14 protein-coding genes are annotated in these 15,125 nt (G+C 70.2%); 7 read left to right on the top strand and 7 right to left on the bottom strand.

What is annotated here, in order from left to right; all coding sequences use genetic code 11:
• Window positions 1-100: 100 nt before the first annotated feature.
• Both AC2EBS_RS05905 and AC2EBS_RS05900 read right to left on the bottom strand, forming a co-directional pair.
• The gene (locus AC2EBS_RS05905) at window positions 101-652 is read right to left on the bottom strand and encodes a helix-turn-helix transcriptional regulator (protein WP_484727429.1); all 552 of its coding nucleotides are present in this window, start codon (window positions 650-652) and stop codon (window positions 101-103) included.
• A 68-nt stretch (window positions 653-720) separates the two neighbouring features.
• On the bottom strand, window positions 721-1,128 hold the full coding sequence (locus AC2EBS_RS05900; RefSeq protein ID WP_484727428.1) for a PaaI family thioesterase: 408 nt from the start codon (window positions 1,126-1,128) through the stop codon (window positions 721-723).
• A gap of 104 nt (window positions 1,129-1,232) precedes the next feature.
• Between AC2EBS_RS05900 and AC2EBS_RS05895 the strand changes: the two genes are divergently transcribed.
• From AC2EBS_RS05895 to AC2EBS_RS05880, 4 genes are all read left to right on the top strand, one after another.
• Entirely contained in the window at window positions 1,233-1,937 is a 705-nt protein-coding gene (locus AC2EBS_RS05895; protein ID WP_484727427.1) for a CoA transferase subunit A, read from the top strand.
• An 18-nt stretch (window positions 1,938-1,955) separates the two neighbouring features.
• Window positions 1,956-2,594 (top strand): CoA transferase subunit B, encoded by a 639-nt coding sequence (locus AC2EBS_RS05890; RefSeq protein ID WP_484727426.1) that lies wholly within the window; start codon window positions 1,956-1,958, stop codon window positions 2,592-2,594.
• Window positions 2,595-2,768: 174 nt separating this feature from the next.
• Entirely contained in the window at window positions 2,769-4,487 is a 1,719-nt protein-coding gene (locus AC2EBS_RS05885; RefSeq protein WP_484727425.1) for a DUF1800 domain-containing protein, read from the top strand.
• Complete coding sequence (locus AC2EBS_RS05880) at window positions 4,484-5,881, top strand: DUF1501 domain-containing protein (protein WP_484727424.1); 1,398 nt, start codon at window positions 4,484-4,486, stop codon at window positions 5,879-5,881. The genes AC2EBS_RS05885 and AC2EBS_RS05880 overlap by 4 nt, the downstream gene beginning before the upstream one ends.
• Window positions 5,882-5,891: 10 nt before the next feature.
• On the opposite strand, the gene AC2EBS_RS05875 is transcribed toward AC2EBS_RS05880, so the two are convergent.
• The 5 genes from AC2EBS_RS05875 to AC2EBS_RS05855 form a co-directional block, all read right to left on the bottom strand.
• On the bottom strand, window positions 5,892-7,946 hold the full coding sequence (locus tag AC2EBS_RS05875) for a hypothetical protein (RefSeq protein WP_484727423.1): 2,055 nt from the start codon (window positions 7,944-7,946) through the stop codon (window positions 5,892-5,894).
• Between the two features lie 91 nt (window positions 7,947-8,037).
• Window positions 8,038-8,664 carry a hypothetical protein gene (locus AC2EBS_RS05870; RefSeq protein WP_484727422.1) on the bottom strand — a complete coding sequence of 209 codons (627 nt, stop codon included), beginning with the start codon at window positions 8,662-8,664 and terminating at the stop codon, window positions 8,038-8,040.
• Window positions 8,665-8,738: 74 nt separating this feature from the next.
• Entirely contained in the window at window positions 8,739-9,926 is a 1,188-nt protein-coding gene (gene ubiM / locus AC2EBS_RS05865; protein WP_484727421.1) for a 5-demethoxyubiquinol-8 5-hydroxylase UbiM, read from the bottom strand.
• A gap of 113 nt (window positions 9,927-10,039) precedes the next feature.
• A complete protein-coding gene (locus AC2EBS_RS05860) occupies window positions 10,040-10,543 on the bottom strand; it encodes a disulfide bond formation protein B (protein WP_484727420.1) in 504 nt (167 codons plus the stop codon).
• Window positions 10,544-10,579: 36 nt separating this feature from the next.
• The gene (locus tag AC2EBS_RS05855) at window positions 10,580-11,056 is read right to left on the bottom strand and encodes a RidA family protein (protein ID WP_484727419.1); all 477 of its coding nucleotides are present in this window, start codon (window positions 11,054-11,056) and stop codon (window positions 10,580-10,582) included.
• A gap of 126 nt (window positions 11,057-11,182) precedes the next feature.
• On the opposite strand from AC2EBS_RS05855, the gene AC2EBS_RS05850 reads away from it, so the two are divergent.
• From AC2EBS_RS05850 to AC2EBS_RS05840, 3 genes are all read left to right on the top strand, one after another.
• Window positions 11,183-13,708 (top strand): DNA internalization-related competence protein ComEC/Rec2, encoded by a 2,526-nt coding sequence (locus AC2EBS_RS05850; protein ID WP_484727418.1) that lies wholly within the window; start codon window positions 11,183-11,185, stop codon window positions 13,706-13,708.
• Between the two features lie 70 nt (window positions 13,709-13,778).
• Window positions 13,779-14,252, top strand: a complete 474-nt coding sequence (locus tag AC2EBS_RS05845) for a hypothetical protein (RefSeq protein WP_484727417.1) — start codon at window positions 13,779-13,781, stop codon at window positions 14,250-14,252.
• A 65-nt stretch (window positions 14,253-14,317) separates the two neighbouring features.
• Window positions 14,318-15,124, top strand: coding sequence for a DUF2145 domain-containing protein (locus AC2EBS_RS05840; RefSeq protein WP_484727416.1), 807 nt, complete (start codon window positions 14,318-14,320; stop codon window positions 15,122-15,124).
• Window position 15,125: the final 1 nt, after the last annotated feature.

Genomic DNA, 15,125 nt, shown 5'->3' with positions numbered 1-15,125 from the left:
CGCTCATCGTCGCCGGGCGTGATCGAACGGACGCGTATGTCTGAATACATGTGGTTGGCCCGTTCTGGAGGACAGCCGCCTAGCCCAGCACCACTGCACCTCAGGCCAAGAGCTTGTTCACCAGCTCCGGCGTCGTCGCCGCGCCGTACTTCTTCATCAGCCGCGCGCGATAGACGTCCACGGTGCGGTGGCTGATCGCCAGGCGCTTGCCGATCAGCTTGCTGGTCAGGCCTTCGATCAGCAGCGCGGCGATCTCGCGTTCGCGCGGGGTCAGCTCGGCCTTGAGCTGGCGGCGGGCGGAGAGGTCTTCGAAGCTCCAGATCCCTTTCGCATGCGGGTCGGCCGGGTCCAGCGCGCGGCCGGAGACATGGCACCAGAAGAGCTGGCCGGCCTCCGGGCCGCCGACGCGGCGCATCACGCGCTCGTCGGCGTAGAAGCCCTGTTTGTCCAGGCTGGCGACGATGCGCGCGCCGGTGCGCTCGAACTCGGCCGGGCTGGGGTAGAGCAGCGCGAAGCTCTGGCCGATCAGCTGCTCGCGCTCGGCGCCGAAGATCGCCAGCACATGGCGGTTGCAGTCGAGGATGCGGCGCTGCTCCGAGATCACCAGGCCTATGGGCGCCATCTCGAAGGCGGTGCGGTAGTCGAGGTCCATGACTGGCTGCTTGGATAGACGACTGGCTGGTGGCTACGACCGGCGGCGCGCGTGAGTGCCGCCTCAGTTCAGAGCAGCGCGTAGGTGGTGGTGGCCTGCACCGCCAGCCGGCCGTCTGCGCTCTCGATATCGATGCTGCCGAAAGCCAGGCTCTTGCCGCTGCGCAGCACGGTGGCGCGCACCAGGCAATGGTCGGCCGAGAGCGGGCGCAGGAAGCTGGTCTGCAGCTGCACCGTGGTCATGGGGCGGAACTCGCCCAGCTCGGCCATCATCGCCAGCACCATCGCGGTGTCGGCCGCCGCCATCGCGGCCTGGCCGCACATCACGCCGCCCACATGAACGTAGTCGCGCTTGATCGGCATCTTCAGCAAGACCTGACCCTTGCCGGCCTCCAGCACCTGCAGGTCCATCGCGATGATCCAGGGCGCGAAGATCGCGGGAATCTGGGCTTGCAACTGCTCGGCGCTGAGGCTCATCGCTTGTCTCTCCGGGGCATTGTTTAGGCGATTCTACGTAATCGACTACGTAGTGCCGCGGCGCTACGCTCTGGCACTTCCGACGAATCCACGGAGACAAGCTCATGAACAAGGTATTCCCCAGCGCCGCCGAGGCGCTGAAGGATGTGGTCAAGGACGGCCAGCTGCTGGCGGTCGGCGGTTTCGGGCTGTGCGGCATTCCCGAGGCGCTGATCGCCGCGCTGCGCGACAGCGGCGTCAAGGACCTGACCGTGATCTCGAACAACGCCGGCGTCGACGGCTTCGGCCTGGGCCAGCTGCTGGAGACGCGCCAGATCAAGAAGATGATCTCCAGCTATGTGGGCGAGAACAAGGAGTTCGAACGCCAGTACCTGGCTGGCGAGCTGGAGCTGGAGTTCACGCCGCAGGGCACGCTGGCCGAGAAGCTCCGCGCCGGCGGTGCGGGCATCCCGGCCTTCTTCACCAAGACTGGCGTGGGCACCATCGTCGCCGAGGGCAAGGAGCTGCGCGACTTCGACGGCGAGACCTATGTGATGGAGCGCGCGCTTGTGCCCGACATCGCGCTGGTCAAGGCCGATGTGGCCGACCGCTCGGGCAATCTGCGCTTCAACCTGACGGCGCGCAATTTCAACCCGGCCGCGGCGATGGCCGGCAAGCTCTGCATCGTCGAGGTCGAGCGCATCGTCGCCACCGGCGAGATCGCGCCGGACGATGTGCACCTGCCGGGCATCTATGTGCACCGCATCGTGCACAACCCCACGCCCGAGAAGCGCATCGAGAAGCGCACCACCCGCGCGCGCAAAGTCTGAGCGAAGGAGACACAGAACATGCCCTGGACCCAAGACCAGATGGCCGCACGCGCGGCCCAGGAGCTGCAGGACGGCTTCTACGTGAACCTCGGCATCGGCATCCCGACGCTGGTGGCCAACTTCGTGCCCGACCATATCGAGGTCTGGCTGCAGAGCGAGAACGGCATGCTGGGCATCGGCCCCTTCCCGTATGAGGACGAGGTGGATGCCGACCTGATCAATGCCGGCAAGCAGACCGTCACCACGATCAAGGGCTCGTCGATCTTCGGCAGTCACGACAGCTTCGCGATGATCCGCGGCGGCAAGATCAACCTGTCGATCCTCGGCGCGATGCAGGTCAACCCGCGCGGCGACCTGGCCAACTGGATGATTCCCGGCAAGATGGTCAAGGGCATGGGCGGTGCCATGGACCTGGTGGCCGGCGTCAAGCGCGTGATCGTGCTGATGGAACACGTGGCCAAGAAGAAGGACGGCACCGAGGACCTGAAGATCCTGCCCGAGTGCACGCTGCCGCTGACCGGCAAGGCCGTGGTCGACCGCATCATTACCGACCTGGGCGTGATGGACGTGACGCCCGAGGGCCTGAAGCTGGTCGAACTGGCCGACGGTGTGACGCGCGAGTTCATTCAGAGCAAGACGGGCGTGCCGCTGATCTGAAGCGGGTTTTCGTCTGCTTTCAAGGGCCGGCTTTGCGCCGGCCCTTTGTTTTTCAGGGTCTGCGCCTCGGGATTGCCGTAAGAGTCTGTCGTGTCACAGGTGTAAGCAAAGATCAAATCGCTTTGCTGCAGCGCGCAGCGTCGCTAGATTGCCGCCAACTTGGAGGAGCAAGTCGTGAACGACGAAGACGGAGCTGTCGCGTTGCGCGAACGCGAGGAGACGATGAACGAGGTGGCCCAGGCCGAGGCGACCGGGCCGCTGCGTCCTGGCGCGCTGGCCGTGTCGGCCCTGGCCAGCGCTGCACTGGCTGCCTGCGGTGGCGGAGGGGGCGACTCGGCCGGCGGCACTGCCGTGCCTGAAGGCGTGCCCGTCACGCCGCCCAGCGATGGCGAGGCGGCGCGCTTCCTGGCCCAGGCCGGTCTTGCGGCCACCACGGCCGACATCGGCACGCTGAAGGCCCAGGGCTATGCCAGCTGGCTTGACGCGCAGTTCGCCGCGCCGCGCAGCCAGTCGCATTACGACTGGATGGTGGCCAAGGGCTACGCGGTGGAGGGCAATCGCAGCAACTTCAACGGGGTGGACAACAGCATCTGGCGCAAGCTGATCTCCTCGCCCGACCAGCTTCGCCAGCGCGTGGTGCTGGCGCTGTCCGAGATCTTCGTCGTCTCGATGAGCGGCCTGCCGGTGAACTGGCGCGGCTTCGTCGCCGCCGCCTATCTGGACATGCTGGAGGAGCGCTGCTTCGGCTCCTTCCGCGCGCTGCTCGAGGGCGTGACGCTGTCCGCCGCGATGGGCACCTACCTGAACATGCGCGGCAATCGCAAGGAAGAGCCCAAGACCGGCCGCGTGCCCGACGAGAACTATGCGCGCGAGGTGATGCAGCTGTTCACCATCGGCCTGGTCGAGCTCAATGCCGACGGCACGCCGCGCCTGGGCGCCGACGGCAAGCCCATCGACAGCTACACGCAGGCGCAGATCAGCGAGCTGGCGCGCGTGTTCACCGGCTGGGAGTTCGACAACGAGCTGCAGGATGATCCCGGCCATGCGCGCCGGCCCATGGTCCATATCGCCAGCCGCTTCTCCACCGGCGCGAAGAAGGTGCTCAACGTGGACGTCCCCGCCACCGCGGATGGCCCCACGGCGCTGGGCATCGCGCTGGACACGCTGGCCAACCATGCCAATGTCGGCCCCTTCATCGGCCGGCAGCTGATCCAGCGCCTGGTCTGCTCCAGCCCCAGCAGCGCCTATGTGCAGCGCGTGGCCGCGGCCTTCGCCAACAACGGCAGCGGCCAGCGCGGCGACATGAAGGCGGTGATCCGCGCGGTGCTGCTGGACCCCGAGGCGCGCAGCGTGCAGAGCAGCCCTTCCGGCGGCAAGCTGCGCGAGCCCATGCTGCGCTTCGTGCAATGGGCGCGCACGGTGGGCCTGACGTCGCCCACCGAGCTGTGGAACGTGGGCAATCTCTCCGACCCGGCGACGCGCCTGGGCCAGAGCCCGCTGCGTGCGCCCTCGGTGTTCAACTTCTTTCGCCCGGGCTATGTGCCGCCGAACTCGCAGCTGGGCACATCCGGCATCACTGCGCCGGAGTTCCAGCTCTGCAACGAAACCTCGGTGGCGGGCTATCTGAACTTCATGCAGACGGTGATCGCCAGCGGCATCGGCGAACTCAAGCCCGACCACACGGCCCAGCTCACGCTGGCCAACGACGCCGCCGCGCTGGTGGCGCACTACGAGCTGCTGCTGGCCGCCAACCAGCTGAGCGCCACGACGCGCACGACCATCGTCAACGCGGTGAACAGCATCACCGCCACCAGCGATGCCCGGCGCCTGAACCGCATCCAGGCCGCGATCCTGCTGATCATGGCCACGCCTGACTACCTGGTGCAGAAATGACGAACACGAGCAGCCTGAAACTGAAATCGCTGCAACGCCGCGAATTCCTGCGCCGTGCCGGCGCGCTCGGCATTGCCGGTGGTGCCGCTCCCTGGGCGTTGAACCTGGCCGCGATGGGCGAGGCCGCCGCGGCCACCGCCACCGACTACAAGGCCCTGGTCTGCGTCTTCCTCTACGGCGGCAACGACCACGGCAACACCGTCATCCCTTACGACGCGGCGGGCTACAACGCCTACGCGGCGATACGCCAGACGCTGGCCACGCCGCGCGATCAGCTGGCGGCCACGGCGCTGAATCCGAGCGTGGCGCTGCCCGACGGCCGGCAGATGGCGCTAGCGCCGCAGCTCACCGGCTTGAAGCGGGTCTTCGATGCCGGCCGGCTGGGCGTGCTGCTGAACATCGGTCCGCTGGTGCAGCCCACCACGGTGGCGCAGTACAAGGCCAAGAGCGTGCCGCTGCCGCCCAAGCTCTTCTCGCACAACGACCAGCAGAGCATCTGGCAGTCGTCCAAGCCCGAGGGCGCGATCAACGGCTGGGGCGGGCGCATCGGCGACCTGTTCCTCGGCTCCAACGCGACCAGCGTGTTCACCTGCATCAATGTCTCGGGCAATGCGGTGTTCATGTCCGGCGAGCAGGCGCTGCAATACCAGATCTCCAACAGCGGCGCGGTCGCGGTGAACGGCATCACGCGCGGCACGCTGTTCGGCTCGGCGGCCTGCTCGCAGGCGCTGCGCAGCCTGGTCACCGACGGACGCAGCCACTGGATGGAGCAGGAGCTCAACCGTGTGATCAACCGCTCGGTGACGGCACAGTCCAGCGTCAGCACCGCCCTGGCCGGCGCACCGACGCTGAGCACCCAGTTCCCGGCCAACAACAGCCTGGCCAGCCAGCTGGCCCTGGTCACCAAGCTGATTGCCGCGCGCAACACGCTGGGCGCCAAGCGCCAGGTCTTCTTCGTCTCCATCGGCGGCTTCGACCTGCACGACTTCCTGCTCACCCAGCATCCGGGCTTGCTGAGCAATATCGGCGATGCGATGGCCGCCTTCGACGCGGCGATGGTGGAGCTGGGCGTGGCCAACCAGGTGACCAGCTTCACCGCTTCCGACTTCGGCCGCACGCTGAGCAGCAACGGCGATGGCTCCGACCATGGCTGGGGCGCCCACCACTTCGTGATGGGCGGCGCGGTGCGCGGCGGACGCTTCTGGGGCGAGGCGCCCGAGGTCAGCGTCAATGGCGCCAACGACGTGGGCCAGGGCCGACTGCTGCCCACCACCTCGGTCGACCAGCTCGCCGCCACGCTGGCGCGCTGGCTGGGCGTCAGCGACAGCGAGATGCCGCTGGTGGTGCCGCAGATCGGCAACTACAGCCGCCGCGACATCGGCTTCTTCGGCTGAGCGCGCAGCCTCAGCGCGCGGCCGGATCAAGGCCGCGCAGCGACGCGGCCTTGGCGCGGCGCGCCTGCTCCTGACGGCCGAACTGCTCGTCCTGAAGTGCTGCGTCTATCGCACGCTCGGCTGCGCTGAGCGCGCGCGGGCTGCCGGTGGCGATGGCGGCCTGGTCGAGGTTCTGGCCCCAGCTCAGGCCCGGGCGCAGCAGCACCGGCGCGGCCAGCCTGTCCACTGCGCTCGCGCCCACCCAGGGCATCAACTCGGCCAACACCAGCGCCACGCGCGGCTTGATTGCTGCCTCGCCGATGCGGCCGCGCTGGCCCCAGACGACGGGCAGGTCTGCGCTGGCGGCACCCTCCTGCAGGCGCGGCGTGATCGCGAAATCGCGCAGCACGCCATAGCGCAGCTGCATCATCGCTTCCTCCACCAGCATGGCCGTGTCTTCGCGCGGCACCGTCTGGCTGGCCGGCAGCGAGTAGCTGTAGTCGTCGCTGACACGGTCGCGGCTGAAGAAGTGCACGATGTCCTCGGGCCGGTAGGCCTCCTGCTGGACGCTGGCGGCGGCGCCGAAGAACAGCACCCGGCCCAAGGCCACCATCTCCTGCGAGAAGAAGGGCAGTTGCTGCTGCAGCTGCTGCGATGCGGTCAGCTCGGGCACCGCCTCGTAGACGCGACGGTTGCCCGGCAGCGCCGCATGCACGCGCGGCGGCAGGAAGTCCGCCGCATGGGCCAGCTCGTGGTAGAGCAGCGGGCCCAGCGTGTAGGCAATCTCGGCGATGTCCCGGCTGCCGCGCGCGGCCAGCGGATAGCTGCGTGCCGCATAGCTGTTGTTCAGCACATAGCGCCAGGGCGTGCTGTAGCTGAGCGTCTTGCCGTAGGCGCTGCGCGGGTCGGGCGATTCGCTGAGCGTGTCGCGCTGCTGCGGCGTCAGCCACAGATAGGCGGCGTCCAGATAGATCGCGCCGGTGGCGCTCCAGTAGAAGGCCGGCCGCACGCGCGAGCCGATCACGACGGCTGTGGTCGAGGCCAGCATGCGGCGGAAGTCGCCATGCGGGTCCTGCTCGCGCAGGAAGCGCTCGAAGACCTGACCCATCCAGTCGTTGGAGACCAGCACGCGCTGCATCACTTGTTCCACTGTGGGCGCGTCGCCCAGCGTCTGCTGGCCCAGCAGCGGCAGGCGGCCCAGCGTGCACAGATTGTTCGGCGAGCTGCTCAGCCCGGGGTGGTAGATGCAGTCGCGCAGCGCCGCTGCATGCGGGCTGTCGGCCAGGTACGGATAGACGCGGCTGGCAGGCCGATCGGCGTCGAACAGCGCATTGGCCGCCAGGACCGGCGCCGGCTGCACCAGCAGCGCGAACTCGTCGCTGAAGCTGCGGCCATCGATCAGCGTCAGCGTGGCGCGCAAGCGCAGCAGGCTGTCGCTGCTCACCGCCGGTGCGGTGAAGATCAGTGCGGCATCGTCGCTCTTGTCCAGGCTGGGCGCAGGTCCGCTGATCACGTGCCAGGCATGGCGTGCGCCGCTCAGCGCCGCGGCATCCAGGCCGCGCGGCCAGGCGCGCAGCGAGAGCTTGCCGCCGCCCCACACCGAGGGCTCGCCGCGCACCGTCAGCCCGGCGAGCGAGGCCTCATCGCGGGCTCGAAGCGTGATCTCGCCCTTGTGCCGCGTGCCGTTCGCTGCTGCCACGCTGACGCTGAAGCGATAGCTGCCTGCCGCTGGCAGTTCCACGCTCAGTGCGCCAGAGCGGGCCGACATCAGCGCGACGGACGGCCCGTCGAGCTGGACCCACAGCGGCTCGCTCAGGCTGTTGCCAGCGCCGCAGGAAAGCAGGCTCAGCTCGGTGGCCTGGCCGACCACGGGCTCGGCCTCGTACGCCAGCCGGGCCGGTGCGCCGGCATCGCACTGCTGCGTCAGCGCGGCAGGCGTCGGCGTCGGCTGGGTCGGTGGCGCGCCGGCGTCGCCGCCACCGCCGCCGCAGGCGGCAAGCAGGCTTGCCAGCAGGAATGGCGCCATCCGGCGTGCCAGCGAACGGCGGCTCGCGGAGCGGAGAGGGAAGTGCAGGTAGCGGCTCATCGTGTGGGCCCGGTGCTGACGGATGCGTTGGATCAGTTCTGTACTTGGGCGTGCCTGGCCGCCTCTTGCCAGCTTCTTGCCCTTTGGTGAGTCAGGCTGCTGCGCTTGGCGCGAGGCAGTCTTGCATCTCACGCAAGGCCTTGTCGCGCAGGGCGGCGAAGTCCTCCATCGTCGCGAAGGCTCTTCGCTCCGGCTTCTGGTTCAGGAAGTAGGCTGTGGCGATGAGCGCGCGCTTGGGCTCGAAGAGGCTGTAGAAGCTGATGATGCGCGCGTCCAGCGTGGGATTGTTCAAGCCCAGCAGCACGGCTTCACTGCCACGCGTGCCGGTGACAAGGCTGGCGGTGCCGCCGGACCTGCGATGCATGTGCTGCATCTGTGCGGTAACGGCCGCGCGGTCGCCATCGAAACGGCCCTCGCGTGACTGCTCGACCTTGAGATTGATGAAAGGCTCGCCCTGCTCGGTCAGCAGGATCAGGCGCTGGCCGCCGTCAAGGCTGACTTCGCGCGGTCCTTGCTCGGTGTCGACACTCCGCGAGCGAACGCTGGCCGGCAGGCTCGATCGTTCGGCCAGCTTGAGACTGCCGCCAGCGATGCAGTCACCGATCTGTTGCAGGAGTTCGTTGCCCTGCGCGCGGCACGGGGCAGTGGCCCAGGTCATGCCCAGTGCCAGGGCAAGCAGCTGCGACACGTTGCGCAGCAGCGAGGATGTCAGTCTCATGGGTCGGCAGATAACGAGTCGGCGGTGCGCATCATGCTACACCGCCCTCGCTATGTGCCGTCGCGGCGCCGGTTCTAGCCCTGCACGAGATCGCGTTTCTCGGTGAGCTGCGCCGCGATCGCCGCCTTCAGCGGCGGCAGGGCCTGGGCCAGGCGCAGCACGCCATGGCGCAGCAGGCGGGCCGGCGCGCGCTCGTCGGTGAACAGCTTCACCACCGCATTGGTACCCTGGTAGATGGTCCAGGTGTCGCGGCGGTGGCCGGCGGCATAACGCAGCAGCGGCGCGTCGGCGCCCAGCGCGTCGCGGCTCTTGGCCAGCTCGGCGGCCAGGCGCTGCACGCCGTAGAGGCCGAAGTTGTAGCCGTGCGCAGTGACCGGATGCATGCCCACCGCCGCGTCGCCGACCAGCGCGAAGCGGCGCGCGGCGAAGCGGTGCGCATAGGTCGCCACCAGCGGGTAGTGGTGCCGCGGCCCGGCGATGCGCAGCTGGCCCAGGCGGCCCTGGCTGTGCTGCTGCACCCAGGCCAGCCAGGTGGCATCGTCCCAGCCGCGCTGCAGCTCGGCCTGGTCGGTGGGCAGCGTCAGCACCAGCGAGCTCAAGTGCGGCGAGATGCCGCCCAGCGGCAGCCAGGCCATGGTGTGGCCGTGGTGGAAGCATTCCAGCGCCTGGTCCTCGTGCGGCTTCTCGTGCTCGATGCGCGCCAGCAGCACCGAGCGGCCGAAGTCGCGCATCTCGGCGCCGATGCCCGCCAGGCGGCGCAGCGTCGAGAAGCGGCTGTCCGCGGCGATGACCAGCGGCGCCTCGAGGCGCTCGCCGTCGTCCAGCGTCAGCGCGGCCAGCGGGCCGTCCAGGCTCAGCGTCTTCACGCGGGCGTCGGCGCGTACCCGGGCCAGCGGCCGGCGCTGCACGCCCAGCCAGGCGATGCGGCGCAGCCAGTGGTTGGGCACCAGCGCGCCCAGCGGGCTGCTGGCATCGGCGAAGTGCAGCGATTGCGATGCGCTGCCGTTGAAGACGCGGGCCTGGCGCAGCGGCGAGATCGCTTCCGGGGGCAGGTCTTGCCAGGAACCGAGCTGCTGCAGGATGGCCATGCCGCGGTGGGTCAGCGCGATCTCGCGGCCGTCCTCGGGCGGGTCGGCTAGCTGCGCCTCGGGCGCGGCTTCGAGCACGGTGCTGGCGATGCCGGCATCGGCCAGCGCGCAGGCCATAGCCAGGCCGGCGGGGCCGCCGCCGACGATGAGCACAGGGGAGGGACAGTGGGACATGGAGGCGAGCCCGCTGCCAACAGCGACAGCCAGCGAGGAAGACACAGACCCGCGCAGCGTACGCGCCGGCGGGCTGCGGCCCCTTGATGCAACTCAGCCCGACGGGCCTTGCCTCAGCGTCGGCGGTTGCGCCCCAGCGCCCACAGGCTGGCCAGCGCGACGATCAGGTAGAAGGCGCCGCTCCACGCCTCGTAGGGCAGGCCCAGCAGCCGGTAGGCGGCCGCTTCGGCGCAGTTGGCGGTGACCATGAAGACCGGCGGCCACAGCTCTTCGAGATTGAGCTGAGTGACGATGCGGTCGGCCAGCGTCATCGCGCAGGAGGCCGATTGCGCGGCCACCTCGTGCTGGTAGTAGGCCGACGCGATGCCGGCCAGCGCGAGCGCCAGCGTCAGCAGCAGCGCACCGGCGCGCAGCGGGCGCCAGCGCTGCAGCAGCCAGCCCAGCGCGGCCACGGCGGCGAGCAGCAGGTGGATGCCGCGCTGCATCACGCACCAGGGGCAGGGCTTGACGCCGAACTGGTGCTGCGCGACCAGCGCGATGCCCAGCGTGGCCAGGCTGCCCAGGCAGATGAAGGCCAGCACGCGGGCGGGCCACTTGGACGTGGTTTGCAGGAACATGAATCGTGGGCGCTTGGGCAGGGGCTGGCAGCGGCCTCAGGCCGCGATCTCGGCGATCAGCTCGATCTCCACGCAGGCGCCCAGCGGAATCTGCGCCACGCCGAAGGCGCTGCGCGCATGCGCACCGACCTCGGGGCCGAAGACTTCGCCCAGCAGCTCGGAGCAGCCATTGGTGACCAGATGCTGCTCGGTGAAATCGGGCGTGCTGTTGACCAGGCTCATGACCTTGACGATGCGCTTGATGCGGCCCAGGTCGCCCACCGCGGCCTGCAGGGTGCCCATCAGGTCGATGGCGACAGCACGCGCTGCGGCCTGGCCGGTGGCGGTATCGGTGTCGCGACCCAGCTGTCCCACCCAGGGTTTGCCGTCCTTCTTGGCGATGTGGCCAGAGAGGAAGAGCAGATTGCCGCTCTGCACAAAGGGCACATAGGCAGCGGCCGGCACCGCCACCGGAGGCAGGCTGATGCCGAGGGCTTGCAGGCGTTGATAGACCGGGTGGGTGGGAGTGCTCATGGTCTTGGCGGGGAAGAAGTCGACGGCAGTCTGTTGGACAGGGGATGCGGCCGGCGGGCCGCGGCGGGCATCCTACACCGCGCTGCGCCGCCGCCCGACGGTGGCGCGCCACGTCGAGGAGCATGCATGGTCCCAACTGCCGTTCCCAAGCCGCTGCCCATGGCCTGCTGGGCGGCAGCGGGCCTGGCCTGGTTGCTCGGGCTGGCGGCCTTGCATCAGTTCGCCCGGCTGCCTGCCGCGCCGCTACAACTGCTGGCTGCGGCCGTGCCGCTGTTCGCGGCCTCGCGGTGGCGGTGGCTGCCGGCAGGCTGGCGCGGCATGGCGCTGGTGCTGGCCGTGGCGCTTGCCGCCTTTGCGCAGGGCGCCTGGCGCGCCGAGCTGCGGCTGGCAGACGCGCTCGACCCGGCCTGGGAAGGGCGCGATCTGCAGTTGGTCGGACGCATCGATTCGCTGCCGCAGCGGGTGGCGGGGCAGGGCGGGCTGCCGGGCTGGCGTTTCGAGTACGTCGTCGAGCAGGCGCGGGACGCGGGCGCCGTGCCGGACGCTGGCATGGCCACGCCGCCGCGCGTGCCGCAGCGCCTGCTGTTGAGCAGCTATGTTCGTGCCGAAGCCGGACGCCCCGCGCCACGCTGGCAGCCCGGCGAGCGCTGGGTGCTGGTGGCGCGGCTGCGCCAGCCGCACGGCGGGGCCAACCCGCAGGGCTGGGACTACGAGCTGCACCTGTTCGAGCGGGGCCTGCGTGCCACCGGCGTGCTGCGCAGCGCCGAGCGCATCGACGACGGCGGCTGGATGGCGGCATGGCTGAACCTGGACCGCTGGCGGCTGCGCATGCGCGACGCGATCGCGCGCCAGCTGGGTGGCCGCGACGACGGCGGCGCCGCAGCCGGCGTGATCACCGGGCTCAGCCTGGGCGAGCAGGCGGCGATACGCCCGGCCGACTGGGCATTGTTCCGCGCCACCGGCGTGGCGCACCTGATGGCGATCAGCGGCCTGCACATCACGATGTTCGCCTGGGGCGCGGCGGCGCTGGCGGCGGCGCTGTGGCGGCGCAGCGCGCGGGCCTGTCTGTGGCTGCCGGCGCCCACGGCGGCGCTGTGGGCCGGCGTGGCCTGCGCGGCCTTGTATGCGGGCTTTGCCGGCTGGGGTGTGCCGGCGCAGCGCACCGTGTGGATGCTGGCCAGCTTGGCGCTGCTGCGTCAGCTGGGCCTGCGCTGGCCCTGGCCGCTGGCGCTGCTGGCTTCGGCCTGCGTGGTGACGGCGATCGATCCCTGGGCGATCACGCAGGCCGGCTTCTGGCTCAGCTTTGTCGCGGTGGCGCTGTTGATGGCCAGCAGCGGCGACGGGCATGCGCCGCTTCGTCCGGCTGCGCAGCTGCGCGCGGCGCTGCGCAACCAGTGGGTTGCGACCCTGGGCCTGGCGCCGCTGTCGCTGCTGTTCTTCCAGCAGCTCTCGGCCGTCGGCCTGCTCGCCAATCTGGTGGCCATTCCGCTGGTCAGCCTGCTGATCACGCCGCTGGCACTGGCAGGGGCGGTACTGCCGCTGCTGTGGGAGCTGGCCGCGCTGTGCATCGACGCGCTGCGTTGGGGCCTGGGCGCGCTGGCCGCGCTGCCTTGGGCGCTGTGGTTCCTGCCGGTGGCGCCGGCCTGGGCACAGGCGGCCGGGCTGCTGGGTGCGGCGCTGCTGGTGCTGCCGCTACCGGTTCAGCTGCGCGTGCTCGGGCCGCTGCTGCTGGCGCCGCTGCTGTGGCCGGCGGTGCCGGCGCCGGCGCCGGGACAGTTCGAGCTGCATGCGCCGGATGTGGGCCAGGGCTCGGCGGTGCTGATACGCACCGCGCGCCACAGCCTGCTCTACGACGCCGGACCGCAGTACGCGCCCGGCGTCGATGCCGGCGAGCGCGTGCTGCTGCCGCTGCTGCGCGGCCTTGGCCTGGCGCGCCTGGACATGCTGCTGCTCAGTCATGGCGATCAGGACCATATCGGCGGCGCTGCCCGGCTGCTGCAGCAGCTGCCAGCCGATGAGCTGCTGTCTTCGCTGCCGGCCACGCATGTGCTGCAGGCCATGGCCGGCCGGCAGCGGCGCTGCGAGCGCGGGCAGTCCTGGCAGTGGGACGGGGTGGCCTTCGAGGTGATGCATCCAGCCGCGAGCGACTATGAGCGCATGCGCGAGGCGAATGCGCTGTCCTGCGTGCTGCGCGTCGTGTCCGCCGATGGGCGGGCGGCGCTGCTCACCGGCGACATCGCCGCGGCGCAGGAGGCCGAACTGCTGCAACACGGCCGCGCAGCGCTGCGCAGCGAGTGGCTGCTGCTGCCGCATCATGGCAGTGCGGGCTCCTCGTCGGCGGCCTTGCTGCAGGCGGTGGCGCCGCGCTGGGCGCTGGCCCAGGCCGGCTACCTGAATCGCTTCGGCCATCCGGCGCTGGCGGCGCGCGCGCGCCTGCAGGCCATGGGCGTGGTGCTGCACACCTCTGCCGACTGCGGCGCATTGCGCTGGGACAGCGCCGCCGAGTCACCGAGCTGCTGGCGCCAGCAGCAGCAGCGCTACTGGCGGCGCCTGCCTTGGTTCGGGGCTGCGGCATCGGGCGATGCCGGGCCCGAGCTGGGCTCGGATGCCGCCATGGATAGCGCGGCCGACGTCCTTACGGCGTCGCCCTGAACGCCTCGGCCGGCGGTGCGCCGGCTGCAGGGCAAAATCTCCGCATCTCGCCCTGTCTCGGAGTGTCTCGATGTCTCGTCCCGCTGTTTCGCCGCGCCGTCTTCTGTCCTGCTCCGTGCTGCTGGCGCTGGTGGCCGTGGCGTCCGCCCGGGCGGAAAGCCTGGTCAGCTCGGCCTCCTCGGCCGGATCTTCGGCGGCGAGCAGCCTGTCGGATTCACTGCAGGGCTCCAGTGGCAGCTCGCAGCGCGACGTGCGCAAGGCTCAGGGTGAGTACCGCATCCTCGCGCTGGCACCCACGGCCGATGGCCGGGTGCGCGTGAGCCTGCAGCCCCTTGCCGAAGGCGAGGGTGAGGGCGCGCGCGAGGCACTGGCTCTGCTGCTGCCGGCTTCCGCTGTGGCCGCAGGGCGTCTGGCGCCCGAGGGCCTGGTGCGTGCCGAGGCCCGACCTTATGGATTGCAGTGGCATAGCGCGGCCACCTCGCAAGCTTTCTTTCTGCTGCTCGACGACATGCGCTGGCGCGGCCTGCAGACCCGCGCCTTGTGACCATGGCCGTCGCCTGGCTGCGCCGGGCCTGCTTGTGCCTGCCGCTGCTGCTCATGCTGGCGCCTATGCCCGCGAAGGCAGGCATGCCGGCCGGCTGGTGCAGCCGGGCGGTGTCGCTGGACGCCGCGCAGCAGGATCGCCTGCTGCGCCTGGCGGTGGCCGTGCAGGACCTGCTGCAGGCACAGCCTGGGCGCGTGGCCGTGGTGGCGCGCTCGGGCACCGCGCTGAGCTGGCTGGGCGAGCGCTACTCGCATGCCGGCCTGGCATTGCGCGACAACCCGCTGGCACCCTGGGCGGTGCGCCAGCTCTTCTTTGCCTGTGAGGAGCGCGCAGCCAGGCTCTTCGACCAGGGTCTGCCGGCCTTTGTCCAGGATCTGTCCGATCCTGCGCTGGGATTCGTCTCGGTGCTGCTGCTGCCGCCCGAGGCGGACGCTGCGCTGGCCCGGGCGGCGCTGGACGAGGTGCAGGCCAGGGCGCTGCTCGAGCCACGCTACAACGCCGGCAGCTATGCCTTCTCGCTGCGCGACCAGAACTGCAACCAGTGGCTGGTGGAGATGCTGGCCCTGGCATGGGGTGATCTGGCCGCGCCACGGCGCGCCGAAGCGCAGGACTGGTTGCGCACGCAGGGCTACCAGCCGGCACAGCTGCGCCCGGGCCTGCTGGCCCTGGCCCAGCCCTTTCTGCCCTGGGTGAGCCCGGACGGCCAGCCGGCCTGGGCCCAGGGGCTGTGGCAGACCAGCCTGCCTAGTTCGATCGAGCGCTTCGTGCGCCAGCGCTGGCCGCAGGCGCAACGTCATGAGTTCTGCCTGCGCGAGGACGGCATTCATCAGCGTGAGGGCTGGGCGTCCCTGCCCGATGACTGCCGGCCCTGAT

This window comes from Roseateles sp. T103, from assembly GCF_057219915.1.
The sequence above is the reverse complement of the archived record's forward strand: the minus strand, read 5'-3'. Positions and strand labels throughout refer to the sequence as shown.